This is a genomic window from Maritimibacter fusiformis, assembly GCF_008086115.1.
GTDB classification, from domain to species: domain Bacteria; phylum Pseudomonadota; class Alphaproteobacteria; order Rhodobacterales; family Rhodobacteraceae; genus Muriiphilus; species Muriiphilus fusiformis.
Genome location: NZ_VSIY01000015.1, coordinates 171,271 through 184,306 on the forward strand (window position 1 = coordinate 171,271; position 13,036 = coordinate 184,306).

The window sequence follows — 13,036 nt, forward strand, 5'->3', positions numbered from 1 at the left end:
TTCATTCAAATATCTAGATGCCGAGATATATGCCCATGACCCGACCCGAGAAAATCCAGATCAACACCTCGCCGCCGGTCTCGGACGAGATCCGCAAGACCACCTGTTACATGTGCGCCTGCCGCTGCGGCATCAACGTGCACATGAAGGGGGGCGAGGTTGTCTATATTGAAGGCAACCGCGACCATCCTGTCAACAAGGGGGTGCTGTGCGGCAAGGGCTCGTCGGGCCTCATGCAGCATCTCGCGCCTTCGCGGCTGCGCGCACCCCTGAAACGGGTGGGGCCGCGCGGCGCGGGCGAGTTCGAGAAGATTTCCTGGGACGAAGCCTATGACATCGCCGCGGGCTGGCTGGCGCCGATCCGTGAGAAAGACCCGAAAAGGCTGGCCTTTTTCACCGGGCGCGACCAGTCGCAGAGCTTTACCTCGTGGTGGGCGCAGGCGTTCGGCACGCCGAATTACGCGGCCCACGGCGGCTTTTGCTCGGTCAACATGGCGGCGGGCGGCATCTATACGATGGGCGGCGCGTTCTGGGAATTCGGCCAGCCGGACTGGGACCGCACCCGCATGTTCGTGCTGTTCGGCGTGGCCGAGGATCACGACAGCAACCCGATCAAGATGGGCATTGGCAAGGTCAAGGCGAACGGCGGCAAGATCGTCGGGGTGAACCCGATCCGCTCGGGCTACAACGCCGTTGCGGACGAATGGGTGGGCATCACGCCGGGCACCGACGGGCTGTTCATCCTGTCGCTGATCCATGAGTTGTTCCGGTCGGGCAAGGTCGATCTCGACTATCTGCGGCGCTACACCAACGCCGGGTTCCTGGTCGACGAAGACCCGCAATCCCCGCAACAGGGTCTGTTTCTGCGCGACAAGGACGGCAAGCCGCTGGTCATCGACCAGGCGACGGGCAAGGCGGTGGCCTTCGACAAACCCGGCGCGCTGGCCAACCTCGCCGCGTCGAAAAAGACCGGCAAGATCACGCACCGCACGGTGTTCCAACTGATGGCCGAGCGGTATCTGTCGGACGAATATGCCCCCGAAGCGGTGGCCGAACGCTGTGGCCTGACGCCCACGCGCATCCGCAACCTGGCCGCCGAGTTTGCCCGCGTGGCGTTCGAGGAAGAGATCGTGCTCGACCGTCCGTGGACCGACTGGAAGGGCGAGAAGCACGACAAGATGATCGGCCGCCCGATCAGCTTTCACGCCATGCGCGGCATTTCAGCGCACTCCAACGGGTTTCAGACCGCACGCGCGCTGCATGTGCTGCAGATCCTCTTGGGCTCGGTCGAGGTTCCCGGCGGGTTCCGGTTCAAGCCGCCCTATCCGAAACCGCCCGAGGCGCATCCCAAGCCGCACGCAGGCGCGCAGCCCGGCAAACCGCTCGACGGCCCGCACCTGGGATATCCGCTGGGGCCGGAGCATCTGCTGATGGACGAGGACGGCACGCCCAAGCGGATCGACAAGGCGTTTTCCTGGGAAAACCCGCTGTCGGCGCATGGGCTGATGCACATGGTGATCTCGAACGCCCACGCGGGCGATCCCTACAAGATCGACACGCTGTTCATGTATATGGCCAACATGGCCTGGAACTCGACGATGAACACGTCCGAGGTCATCCGCATGCTGACCGACAAGGACGAGAACGGCGACTACGTGATCCCGCACATCATCTATTCCGATGCCTATTCCTCGGAAACCGTGGCCTATGCCGACCTGATCCTGCCCGACACCACCTATCTGGAGCGGCATGACTGCATCAGCCTTTTGGATCGCCCGATCTGCGAGGCCGAGGCGGCGGCGGATTCGATCCGCTGGCCGGTGGTCGAGCCTGACCGCGACGTGCGCGGCTTTCAGACCGCGCTGATCCAGCTTGGCGCGAAACTCGGCCTGCCGGGGATGGTCAACGAGGACGGAACGGCCAAATATGCCGATTACGCCGACTACATCCAGAACCACGAACGCCGCCCCGGCGTCGGCCCGCTGGCCGGCTGGCGCGGCACGGATGGCGACAAGTCGGGGCGTGGCGAGCCGAACCCGAACCAGCTTGAAAAATACATCGAGAACGGCGGATTCTGGATCGGCCACATTCCCGAAGAGGCGCAGTTCTACAAGCCGTGGAACAAGGCCTACCAGGATTGGGCGGTCGAGATCGGGCTGTTCGACGCCCCCGCGCCCTATGTCTTCAACCTCTATGTCGAGCCGCTGCGCAAGATGCAGCTGGCCGCCGAGGGGCAGGGCGACATCCAGCCGCCCGACCATCTGCGCGAGCGGATCAAACGCACGATGGACCCGCTGCCGATCTGGTATGAGCCGTTCGAGGATACCAATGTCGACGTGAACGAGTTTCCGGTTCACGCGCTGACCCAGCGCCCGATGCACATGTATCACTCCTGGGGCACGCAGAACGCCTGGCTGCGCCAGATCACCGGCAAGAACTACCTCTATCTGCCGACGAAGATCTGGGAGAGCGGCGGCTTCAAGGAAGGCGACTATGCGCGCGTGACCTCGGCGCATGGCTCGATCGTGGTGCCGGTGGCGCTGCATGCGGCGCTGAACGAGCACACGGTCTGGACCTGGAACGCCATCGGCAAGCGCAAGGGCGCCTGGGCGCTGGACGAGGACGCGCCGGAGGCGACCGAGGGCTTCCTGCTCAACCACCTGATCCACGAATTGCAGCCACCCAAGGGCGACGGGATGCGCTGGGCCAACTCCGATCCGGTCACGGGCCAGGCGGCGTGGTTCGACCTGCGCGTGAAGATCGAGAAGGCCGACCCGAAACCCGCCGAATCCCAGCCTTCGCTGCCGCCGATCAAGTCGCCGGTGGGCAAGGGACCGAAAAACGTGGCGAGGAAGATCTGATGACCCAACTCCCCGCACAGTCCAAGAAGAAACTCGGCCTGGTGATCGACCTGGACACCTGCGTCGGCTGTCATGGCTGCGTGACCTCCTGCAAGGGCTGGAACACCCAAAACTACGGCGAGCCGCTGTCGGATATCGACGCCTATGGCGCCGACCCCTCGGGCACCTTCCTGAACCGAGTGTTCAGTTACGAGGTCGAGGCCCCGAACAAACCGGCCCAGACCGTGCATTTCCCGAAATCCTGCCTGCATTGCGAGGATGCGCCCTGCGTCACGGTCTGCCCGACCGGGGCCAGCTACAAGCGCGAGGAAGACGGGATCGTGCTGGTCAACGAAGACCGCTGCATGGGCTGCGGGCTGTGTGCCTGGGCCTGTCCCTACGGTGCGCGCGAGCTGGATTTCATGTCGGGCATCATGAAGAAATGCACGCTCTGCGTCGACCGCATATATAACGAGAACATCCCCGAGGAAGACCGCGTGCCGGCCTGTGTGCGCACCTGCCCGTCGAACGCGCGCCACTTCGGCGATCTGGGCGACCCCGACAGCGACGTGTCGAAACTGGTCGCCGAACGCGGCGGCATCGATCTGATGCCCGAACAAGGCACCAAGCCGGTGAACAAGTATCTGCCGCCGCGCCTCAAGGACACGCTCGACAGTGCCCCGCCGAAGCCCCTGGAAAGCGTGAGCGAAGAACCCAAAGGCTGGCTGGGCTGGCTTGACCGGGCGCTCGAGGCGCTGCCGGGCAGCAACGGCAAAGCGGAGGACAAGTAATGCATCCGGCCCCTTCCGTCATCATCTTCACCTCGCTGTCCGGCCTCGGGTTCGGCCTGTTTGCCTGGCTGGGCCTGGGCATTCCGGACGTCTATGGCTGGTCCTCGTTCGCCGTTTTCTTCATCGCTTATGCGCTGTCGGTCGGCGGGCTTCTGGCCTCGGTCTTTCACCTCGCCAACAAGAAGAACGTGATCTACTCGTTCAGCCAGTGGCGCACCTCGTGGTTGTCGCGCGAAGGCGTCATGGCGGTGATCACCCTGCTGACTTTCGCGCCCTTCGCCATCGGGCGAATCTTCCTGGGCATCGACCTTGCAATCTTCGGTTATGTCGGCAGCATCCTGGCGCTGATCACCGTGTTCGTGACCTCGATGATCTACACCCAACTCAAGGCGGTGCCGCGCTGGAACATGCCGCTGACGCCGGTGCTGTTCCTGCTTTATGCGGTGTCAGGCGGGGCGCTGATGACCGGCGAACAGCGGGTCGCGGGCTTTCTGATCGCGATCCTCACGCTGGTGCAGATCGCGGCCTGGGTGCTGGGTGACGCGCGGTTCACCGGGTCGGGCACCGACAAGGGCAGCGCCACAGGGCTGGGCGGGCTTGGCAAGGTCAGGGTGTTTGAAAGCGCGCATACCTCGCGCAACTACATCCTCGATGAAATGGTGCATGTCATCGGGCGCCGCCACGCGACCAAGCTGCGCACCATCGCCGCGCTGACCATCGGGCTGTTTCCGGTGGTTCTGCTGCTGATGCTGCCGGTCGGGCATGTCACCTCGCTGACCGCGTTGGCGAGCCATATTGTTGGCGTCTTCATCTCGCGCTGGCTGTTCTTCGCCGAGGCGGAACATGTCGTCGGCCTCTACTATTCGCGCGGCTGAGAGCGGCCGCGACAACAACTGGAGAATGCAATGAAAACGCGCATCATGGCGCACCTCGGCCATGTCGAGGCCGAGGGCGTGAAGGGCAATATCGTCGAGGCCGGGCTGGTCTCGGAGAAGGATATCGCGGTCAATGACAACAAGGTCGTGGTCTCGGTCAACGTGCCGGGCGATTTCATGGGCGATCTGGCCCGCCTCAAGGCCGAGATCGAAACGCGGCTGACCACGAACCTGCCGGAAATCGAGAGCCTGCTGGTGGTGCTGACCGCCGAATCGGGCGGCGGGGTTCAGGTCCAGGCGCCGCCGCCGAAACTGCGCAAGGCCCCGGCGCCCAACCCCGGCGTGCCCGGCCCCGACATGCGCCCGGCGCAATCAGCGATTCCCGGCATCAAGCACATCGTCGCGGTGGCCTCCGGCAAGGGTGGCGTCGGCAAGTCGACCACGGCGGTCAACATCGCGGCCACGCTGGCGGCGATGGGCTTCAAGGTCGGGCTGCTCGACGCCGACATCTACGGCCCGTCGATCCCGCGCCTGCTCGACATCACCGAGCGGCCCGAGATCAGGAACGAGCGCGTCGTGCCGATCAAGAAATACGGCATGAAGGTCATGTCTATGGGGTTTCTCATGGACGAGGAAGCGCCGGTGATCTGGCGCGGGCCGATGGTGGTGTCGGCGCTCATGCAGATGACCCGCGAGGTGGATTGGGGCGAGCTTGATTTCCTGATCCTCGACATGCCGCCGGGCACCGGCGACGCACAGTTGACGATGGCGCAGCAGACGCCGCTGTCGGGCGCCGTGATCGTCTCGACCCCGCAGGATCTGGCGCTGGTCGATGCCCGCAAGGGGTTGAAGATGTTCAAGGATGTGGACGTGCCGATCCTTGGCATCATCGAGAACATGTCGACCTTCATCTGCCCGCATTGCGGCGAGAGCAGCGACATTTTCGGCCACGGTGGCGCCGAAGCCGATGCGCGTCGGCTGGGCGTGATGTTCCTGGGCGCGGTGCCGCTGCACATGGCTATTCGCGAAACCTCGGACGCGGGCAAGCCCTGCATCGTGGCGGCACCCGACGGTCCGCATGCCGACGGCTACAAGAAGATCGCGCTCAAGGTTGCGACGCTGTTGGGCGAAGGTGACCCTGTCGACGACGACTGAACTGCGGGGGGCGCTGGTCAGGCCAGCGCCTCCATCGCTTTCATCCCGATCACGCCGCCGATCACGATAAAGACGAACGTGATCAGCGAGCCCAGCGCCAGCGTCGAGAACCCGGTGACCGACTGGCCGATGGTGCAGCCCAGCGCGCTGACCCCACCGATCCCCATCAGGATCGCGCCGAACAGGTTGCGCAGTGTGTCGGAGCTGTCGCTGAAGGTGGCGAAGGCAAAGCTTTTGTTTGTGATGGCGCTCAGAAACGCGCCCAGCAGCGCGCCGACCAGCGTGGCCACGGTAAAGCTTGCCGCATCATAGGCGGTGAAGCGCATCAGGTAGTCCACGGTATCGCCCGCCGGGCGCACGAAGCTCAGCGACTGAACCTGCGGATTGTCGGCGAAATCGTCGAAGGTCAGGCCGGTCAGCACCCAGCCCGCCAGAACGCACAGGCCGATCACCAGCCCGGCCAGCACGTGATTGGCCGAAGTGCGAAACGCCCGGTCCCAGAAGACCCAGACCAGGATCGCGCCCGCTATCACCGCGACGGTGACGATATTGGCGGTGTTCGCGCCAAGGCCGGTGAGCGTGGCCAGAAGCCCGTCGATCCGTTGGCTTTCGGCCCCCAAGCCTGCCAGGTCGGTGGTCATGGGCGCGGTCACGGCCACCCGGGCCGGGCCGAACAGCCCGCCGATGGTCATGTATCCGGCGACGCCGATCACGCCCAGCACCACGAAGGACCGCAGATCACCGCCGCCCGCGCGGGCAAGGTTCTTGGTCACGCAACCGCCGGCAAAGACCATGCCGATGCCGAACAGCAGCCCGCCGATGACGTGCCCGCCCCATTGCAGGGTCGAGGATGTGTAGATCGAATAACCGGTATCGACGACGCCTGTCCGCTCGATCACCGCGACGCCGATGATCGCAACGCCCGCCGCCATCAGCCAGGATCGGAAGCGGCGCCAGTCACCGAACGACATGATGTCCGAGATCGACCCCATCGTGCAGAAATTCGTGCGGTGCACGGTGAACCCGAAAACGATCCCGATCACGAGCCCGCCCCAGGCGACCCAGGTGGCGGCATTTTCCAGCGCCGCCTCGCGCCACATTTCGATCATCTCACCTCCTGTCATCGCCATCCCGCTCGTCCCGGCGGGCTTGGGTCAGATTATCACATTACGTTTCTTTCATGCGTGATTTTTTCGATCACGCCTGAAACGCGCGTTGAACCGCGGCGTCAACCACACTATCAGGTCCGAAACCAGAGCGAGGCGGTCATGGCGAACCATCTTCACATCCGTGATCTTCCCGACGATCTCGACCTTGGCCGGGTCGTGGCGGTCGACTGCGAGACGATGGGGCTTAACCCGCACCGTGACCGGCTGTGCGTCGTGCAGTTGTCGTCGGGTGACGGAAATGCCCACCTCGTGCAGATCCAGCGCGGCCAGACCGAGGCACCAAATCTGACGCGGTTGCTGGCGGACCCGGACGTGCTCAAGCTGTTTCATTTCGGCCGCTTCGACATTGCCGCGCTGCTGTCGGCCTTCGGCGTTCTGACCGCGCCGGTCTATTGCACCAAGATCGCGTCGAAACTGGTGCGCACCTACACCGACCGGCATGGCCTGAAGTATTTGCTGGAAGAGTTGCTGCGGGTCGATATTTCCAAGCAGCAGCAACAGACCGACTGGGGCGCGGCCAACCTGACCGAGGCGCAGCTTGATTACGCCGCCTCGGATGTCCTCTATCTGCACCGGCTGCGCGAGAAACTCGACCTGCGGCTGGCGCGCGAGGGGCGAACCGAGATCGCGCAGGCCTGTTTCGATTTCCTGCCGGCGCGCGCCCGGCTCGATCTGGCCGGCTGGCCGGAAATCGACATTTTCGCCCATTGACCCTTCGACACCGGATTGAGTTGACTTCGGGCGCCTCAGATCGCCAAATGGACAGTAAGAATATGCTTGAACACACGCATTTCCGGCCGCTCCGCGGCCTGTCTATCCGGGGCGCCAGTGGGGCCCGGGCGCACCGGGCAAGCCCGTTACCGAACCCCCCCCAGGAATTCCACCGGTCACCGTTCGCGCCTGAATGCCGCGGCCGGGACCGGCCATGTAAAAGTGAGGACGTAGGATGAAATACCAGATCAGCGGCAAACAGATCGACATCGGCGAAGCGCTGAGCACCCATGTCAAGGATGAGCTTGGCAGCGTCGTCAACAAGTATGCCGAGCGGCCCATTGACGCGAATGTGGTGTTTTCCAAGCACGCACATGAGTTCTACTGCGAGACCATCGTGCATCTGTCGACCGGGCTGACGGCACAGGCCACCGGCAAGGCGACCGAGATCTATGCCGCCTTCGACCAGTGCGCCGAAAAGATGGAGACCCAACTGCGCCGTTACAAGCGCCGGTTGAAGGACCATTACCGCGAGCGGGCCGACCCGGTTGAAGTTTTGGGCGGCGCCTCGTATATCCTCGCCTCAGAGGAAACGGCGGAATCGGCCGAGCCGGAATCGCTCCAGCCGATGATCATCGCCGAGATGGAAACCCGGATCCAGACCTTGTCGGTCGGAGAGGCAGTGATGCAGATGGAACTTGCGCACGCGCCCGTGCTGGTCTTCCGGAACGAGAAAACCAAGGGCGTCAACGTGGTCTACCGTCGGGATGACGGTAACGTTGGCTGGATCGAACCGGGCAGCACCGCCTGAACGAAGCCCGCCGGACATGAGCCGGAACGAGCGAGTAGAGACGATGCAACTTTCGGAGATTCTCCGCCCCGACGCGGTCAAGGTGGTCGGCAACGTTTCGAGCAAGAAACGCCTGTTTCAGGATCTCGGCGAGATCGTCGCGTCCACCTACGGCCTCGATGCGACAACCGCGTTCAACGCTCTGCAGGATCGCGAATCGCTCGGGCCGACCGGCGTGGGGCATGGCATCGCCCTGCCCCATGCGCGCATCAAGGGCCTCGACAAGGTGATCGGGGCCTTCGTGCGCATCGAGAAACCGCTCGATTTCGACGCGGTCGACCGGCAGCCGGTCGACCTGGTGTTCGCCCTGTTCGCGCCCGATGGCGCCGGGGTCGATCACCTCAAGGCGTTGGCGCTGGTGTCGCGCACGATGCGCGACGCGGATGTCTGCGCCAAGCTGCGCGCCAACGAAGACCCTGTGGCGCTGCATTCGATCCTGACCGAATGGGAAGCGACCCGCGCGGCCTGACTCGCTCAGGGCGCCTGCCAGTTGCGAAACCCGAACATCACGAAATCACGCTGATAGGCGTCGCGCACGGCGCGTTCGACCTCGTCGTCGTAAATATCGGCCAGCGTGAACGGCCGGTCCGGCGCGGGCGCGGGCAGGTCGGGCATCGGGATGCCAAGCTCTTCGCTGAGATAGTCCAGCCCCGCCGCCAGATCGGATTCGCGCAGGATATGGTCGGGCGGCAGAACCTGCCCGAACCCCTGGATCACCTGCGCCTGTGTCGCCCAGGTTCCGTCAACGCGCAGCGGTGTCTGTCCGCCCAGGTTCTTGGCGACGAAGCCCAGAAAACCCAGGAACGCGGCCCGGTGCGCATCGCGGTCATAGCCGTCGCCCGGCGGCACGCTGTCGGGAAGCGGAACCGAATAGTGCTCGGCCAGGGCATTGCGCAATTCGTGGTAGGTGTCCGGCCCGCCGTTGAGGAAATGCCGGCAAAAGGCGGCATGGGCGCGTTCGGCGGGGTGGCGGATCACGGTGAAACTGCGGTGTGCCGGGTGTTGCCGGCGCCAGCGGCGCAGATCCTTCTGGGTCATGCCGCTGCCCAAGTCGTCCTCTGAAACCCCGTCGAGCGCCGCCAGCCAGGCCCGCACCTCGTCGGTTGGCCCGGCCTGCACCGGCATGAACAGAACCGGGGCGCGCGCCGCGGTCACATAGCTTGGCACCATCGGGGTGCGGCGCGGCTCGAAGTTCGGGATGCGGCCAAGGTCGAACGGGTCGATGCGCGAGATCGTCTTGACCAGGTCGTCGTAGTTCTGGACCTTGTCGCGCAGGGGCTCCGGGTTCTGCTTGGTGAATTTCGAGGCGAACTCGGTGATCTCGGTGGTCTCGCCGAGAAACCGCGCCAGCCCGTTGACCACGCCCAGATCGCGGATGTCCTCGTAATCGAGATGGAACGCCGTCTGCCCGCTGCGCTGCAACCGGCCCTGCACCTTGAGCTGAAAATCCTTCATCCGGTCATAGAGCTTTTCGAACTCCTCCGGCACGAAGCGCGCCTTGGCCTTGACCACGTCCTTGACGTCGGAAAGTTGCCACTGGTCGGTTTCCCAGGCGATCTTGCGCGACACGTAGGCATCGACGTGGTTCCGGGTCAGCACCACCTTGGCGCAGCGCGGGTCGTCGATCACGTGCTCGAACACCCGCGGATCGTGGTCGTGGAAAAAGCGAAAGCCGGGCATCCCCGAGGAATGCTCCTTCATCTGTTCGATCAGCCGGATCGGATTGCGGTTGCGGGCCTTGACGCTGACGCCGAACAGCTCCTTCATCTTGGGCTGCACCATGAAATAGGGATTGAACGCCTCGCCATAGGTTTTCAGCCCGGGAAACAGGTCGAGGTTCGATTCAAGGAAATTCGACCCCGTCCGCATTTCGGCGAAGATCACGAAATAGTCGAACTTGCGGCTCATGGTCCTGCCTTCACTTCACCAGATAGGGCTTGCCCGGTTTCTTTTGATTGCGGGGCGGCTGTGCGCCGACGGGGAAATCGCCCATCAGGTGCGGCTGCATCCCCTGGTTCTTGAGGTTTTGCAGGAATTGGCCGAAGCCGTCCAGCGACACCATGCGCGGCGCCTCGGTCAGGCGGTGCGACGATCTGATCCCGATCTCGTCGATGATGGTCTGCAGCGGCTCCATCGGGTTCTCGACGAAATCCGCCATCGTCCAGATCCGCACCCGCGCCTTGGCGTGAAACGACCGCAGCACATCCAGATGCTCGACCTCGATCTTTTGCAGTCGGGCCGCTTCCTTGCGGATGTCCGAGAAATTGGCGTTGGAAAAGAACAGCGGGATCGCCCAGGCGCCGGAAATCACCGAGATCTGCGCGTTCACGTCCTTGGCGATATCCCAGTTGATCGCCTGGTTGTCGCGCGGTCCGAACTGGAAGCACTGCCGCTCGCCCCGGGTGTTCCAGATCAGGTTGGTGAGAAACGCGCGCGGGTTGTAGTCGCGCAGCACCGCGCTGTCGGTCAGCGCGCCGGCAAACACCTTCTGCCGCCCAGCGAACTCGACCCGCTCGGGGGCAAAGAGGTGGCCATGCACCCGCGCGCCGACCGCCCGGGCCAGCCAGTCCTCGAAATCCTCGAACAACTCGGTAAACCCCTCGAACACCGAGTATTGCGCCGAGGTCAGCCCGTTTTCCCAGCCGTCGTTGGGAAACCGGCTTTGCATGTAAAGCCCCGGCCGCCCCTTGGTCCGCCGTTCCACCGCCTTGGAGAAGATGCGGTCGATCTTGCCCGGGTTCGGCTCGGCCCCGGTGAAGATCGAGGCGTCGTCGGACAGAAACCCGTCATAGAGCTTGTTGGCATTGGGCCAGATCTTGCGCGCGACAAAGCAGTCGGACCGGCGCAGAAGCTGCATGTGGTCGTCGTAGAAGATATGCGGCTTGCCCTGGAAATCGAACTTGGCCAGCGTCAGCGAGCGGCTTTCGATATTGGTGGAATAGAGCCTTACGAGGGTCTGATAATAGCTCTCGTCCGGAATCCAGACGCGCGAGAAATAGCGGTCGTATTTCGGGCGATCCGGGTCTTCGAGGGTCGCGGTCAGGGTCTGGCGGGTCAGGCACCACCACTGGCTGCCCAGGTGCGGCACGAGGCCGTCGGGGATCGTGCGCTCGAACCCCAGACGGCGTTGCAGGTTGACGTAGCCGTCGAACAGGCGGCGCTGGCGTTTCCACGAGAACGGGAAACGCAGCGTGAATCGTTCCGCATCGAGGCCGCCGACCGTCCAGGGCACGTCTTCGGTGGTGACGCTTTCGATGAAATTGGTCATCGGGCGTTCGGCGAGATAGTCGACCATCTCGCGCACCGGCCTGAGCGGCAGACATGAGCCCGAGGCAAGAAAGACGTGGCGCACATCTGGGAAGCTGGCCAGCAGCATCTCGGCGGCGTCCTGCGATGCCTTGACCAGGGACCATGTGCCCCACTCGCAGCTATGCCGGGCGCAGAACTTCACGTTATCGAGGTCCGACAGGCTGGCGACGAACCGGGCATGGGCGCTGCGCCCGACTTTCCGGTCGACATGGATCACCACAGGACAGCCGTTTTTCGCCCAATGCCGCGCCACCTGTTCCGCACGGGCCAGCGACGTGTGGACCAGCATGGCGATGCCGACAGTCATGCCCAGTTGCCCTTGGACATTATCCCGAGGATCTCGAGCTGGCGCCAGTTGATGTAGCGTTCGCTCCACTTGCACCACAGGTCGGGGTTGTCCTTCAGGTGCTGGTGGTAGGCCTTGTATTCGTGGCTGGCGGCATAGTGCTGCTTGCGGTCGAGCTCTTCGGCGGCCTTGGCGGCGAATGTGTCGAGGAACTTGGCATGCAGCAGGACGCCCGAGGCCTTCTCGCCGCCCCATTCGTCATAGACCAGGTTCAGCCCGCGCGGCAGCAGGCTGTGGGTGGAACTGACATAGGTATAGGCGCGGTGCCACTTGACCAGCGGAACCTTGTTGAGCGCCGGCGCCCGCTCGGGCCGGTCGGCAAAGAACGCTCGCGCCCGCGGCCCGCCCTGGATCCACAGGTTGCCGAACTTGTGGTTGCGCGAGATCATGTAGTTGCCGGAGTCGAACCACGCCGCGATTTCGAAAGGATTCTGGCCCTCCTGATAGGGCTGCGCGTCGATCGTGCCTTTGGGATACATGTCGAGCAACATCGCCCCGAACGACCGGATCGACGAGGCGTCGAGCCAGTCGGTCAGCGCTCTGAGCGAGCGGGTGTCGCTGAACGGATAGATCAGGAATTCGTCGGGATCGACCGTCAGGCACCAATGGCCGTGGCCGTATCTGCGCGCCAGCCAGTTCAGCCAGTCGACCCCGAACCGGGCCCGCTTGTAGCTGCCCTGCGTCGTCCAGAGCGATACGTCCGGCTGTTCGGCGAGGTATTCGCGCGAACCATCGTCGGAGTCGTTGTCAACGATCAGAAAATGACTGACGCCAAGGTCGCGGTAGTAGCGCAGGAAATAGGGCAGCCGCACCCGTTCGTTGCGAAGGGTCGACAGGACCAGGATGTCATCGCCCCGGATTGTTTCCGTTCTATCAACAACGGCTGAGAGTTGACGGCGTTTGCGCAGCGCCCGCACGCGCCAGCGCTTCCGCTCCCAGCGCAGCCGATATGAACGTGCAATGCCCAACCCTTGCCCTTCCGATCCGCAG

At 63.8% G+C, this 13,036-nt stretch carries 11 protein-coding genes; 7 read left to right on the forward strand and 4 right to left on the reverse strand.

Annotated features, from left to right (window positions below; genetic code table 11):
- The first annotated feature begins 35 nt into the window (after positions 1-35).
- The 4 genes from FVF75_RS15600 to FVF75_RS15615 are packed head-to-tail and all read left to right on the forward strand — an operon-like array spanning position 36 to position 5,661.
- Positions 36-2,861, forward strand: a complete 2,826-nt coding sequence (locus FVF75_RS15600; RefSeq protein WP_425463237.1) for a molybdopterin oxidoreductase family protein — start codon at positions 36-38, stop codon at positions 2,859-2,861.
- Positions 2,861-3,631, forward strand: a complete 771-nt coding sequence (locus FVF75_RS15605; protein WP_148379686.1) for a 4Fe-4S dicluster domain-containing protein — start codon at positions 2,861-2,863, stop codon at positions 3,629-3,631. Before FVF75_RS15600 ends, FVF75_RS15605 begins: the two co-directional genes overlap by 1 nt.
- Positions 3,631-4,506, forward strand: a complete 876-nt coding sequence (locus FVF75_RS15610) for a dimethyl sulfoxide reductase anchor subunit family protein (RefSeq protein WP_148379688.1) — start codon at positions 3,631-3,633, stop codon at positions 4,504-4,506. The genes FVF75_RS15605 and FVF75_RS15610 overlap by 1 nt, the downstream gene beginning before the upstream one ends.
- 30 nt (positions 4,507-4,536) lie before the next feature.
- Positions 4,537-5,661, forward strand: a complete 1,125-nt coding sequence (locus FVF75_RS15615; protein WP_148379690.1) for an Mrp/NBP35 family ATP-binding protein — start codon at positions 4,537-4,539, stop codon at positions 5,659-5,661.
- Positions 5,662-5,678: 17 nt separating this feature from the next.
- On the opposite strand, the gene FVF75_RS15620 is transcribed toward FVF75_RS15615, so the two are convergent.
- A complete protein-coding gene (locus FVF75_RS15620; protein ID WP_187393098.1) occupies positions 5,679-6,770 on the reverse strand; it encodes a YeeE/YedE family protein in 1,092 nt (363 codons plus the stop codon).
- Between the two features lie 159 nt (positions 6,771-6,929).
- Here FVF75_RS15620 and FVF75_RS15625 point away from each other — a divergent pair, with 159 nt between their 5' ends.
- From FVF75_RS15625 to FVF75_RS15635, 3 genes are all read left to right on the forward strand, one after another.
- The gene (locus FVF75_RS15625; protein ID WP_148379695.1) at positions 6,930-7,541 is read left to right on the forward strand and encodes a ribonuclease D; all 612 of its coding nucleotides are present in this window, start codon (positions 6,930-6,932) and stop codon (positions 7,539-7,541) included.
- A gap of 235 nt (positions 7,542-7,776) precedes the next feature.
- Positions 7,777-8,352 (forward strand): ribosome hibernation-promoting factor, HPF/YfiA family, encoded by a 576-nt coding sequence (gene hpf, locus FVF75_RS15630; RefSeq protein ID WP_148379697.1) that lies wholly within the window; start codon positions 7,777-7,779, stop codon positions 8,350-8,352.
- 43 nt (positions 8,353-8,395) lie between these two features.
- Positions 8,396-8,860 (forward strand): PTS sugar transporter subunit IIA, encoded by a 465-nt coding sequence (locus tag FVF75_RS15635; RefSeq protein WP_148379699.1) that lies wholly within the window; start codon positions 8,396-8,398, stop codon positions 8,858-8,860.
- A gap of 5 nt (positions 8,861-8,865) precedes the next feature.
- Here FVF75_RS15635 and FVF75_RS15640 read toward each other — a convergent pair whose 3' ends face one another.
- The 3 genes from FVF75_RS15640 to FVF75_RS15650 are packed head-to-tail and all read right to left on the reverse strand — an operon-like array spanning position 8,866 to position 13,014.
- A complete protein-coding gene (locus FVF75_RS15640) occupies positions 8,866-10,299 on the reverse strand; it encodes a sulfotransferase family 2 domain-containing protein (protein ID WP_148379701.1) in 1,434 nt (477 codons plus the stop codon).
- 10 nt (positions 10,300-10,309) lie between these two features.
- A complete protein-coding gene (locus FVF75_RS15645) occupies positions 10,310-12,007 on the reverse strand; it encodes a DUF5927 domain-containing protein (RefSeq protein WP_148379703.1) in 1,698 nt (565 codons plus the stop codon).
- A complete protein-coding gene (locus tag FVF75_RS15650; protein WP_148379705.1) occupies positions 12,004-13,014 on the reverse strand; it encodes a glycosyltransferase family 2 protein in 1,011 nt (336 codons plus the stop codon). The genes FVF75_RS15645 and FVF75_RS15650 overlap by 4 nt, the downstream gene beginning before the upstream one ends.
- Positions 13,015-13,036: the final 22 nt, after the last annotated feature.

Bases quoted from the DNA above. Each gene is read 5' to 3' on its own strand.
- FVF75_RS15600 (WP_425463237.1), top strand. From the start codon at position 36: ATGACCCGACCCGAGAAAATCCAGATCAACACCTCGCCGCCGGTCTCG.
- FVF75_RS15640 (WP_148379701.1), bottom strand. From the start codon at position 10,299: ATGAGCCGCAAGTTCGACTATTTCGTGATCTTCGCCGAAATGCGGACG.
- FVF75_RS15615 (WP_148379690.1), top strand. From the start codon at position 4,537: ATGAAAACGCGCATCATGGCGCACCTCGGCCATGTCGAGGCCGAGGGC.
- FVF75_RS15605 (WP_148379686.1), top strand. From the start codon at position 2,861: ATGACCCAACTCCCCGCACAGTCCAAGAAGAAACTCGGCCTGGTGATC.
- FVF75_RS15620 (WP_187393098.1), bottom strand. From the start codon at position 6,770: ATGATCGAAATGTGGCGCGAGGCGGCGCTGGAAAATGCCGCCACCTGG.
- FVF75_RS15610 (WP_148379688.1), top strand. From the start codon at position 3,631: ATGCATCCGGCCCCTTCCGTCATCATCTTCACCTCGCTGTCCGGCCTC.
- FVF75_RS15635 (WP_148379699.1), top strand. From the start codon at position 8,396: ATGCAACTTTCGGAGATTCTCCGCCCCGACGCGGTCAAGGTGGTCGGC.
- hpf (WP_148379697.1), top strand. From the start codon at position 7,777: ATGAAATACCAGATCAGCGGCAAACAGATCGACATCGGCGAAGCGCTG.
- FVF75_RS15625 (WP_148379695.1), top strand. From the start codon at position 6,930: ATGGCGAACCATCTTCACATCCGTGATCTTCCCGACGATCTCGACCTT.
- FVF75_RS15645 (WP_148379703.1), bottom strand. From the start codon at position 12,007: ATGACTGTCGGCATCGCCATGCTGGTCCACACGTCGCTGGCCCGTGCG.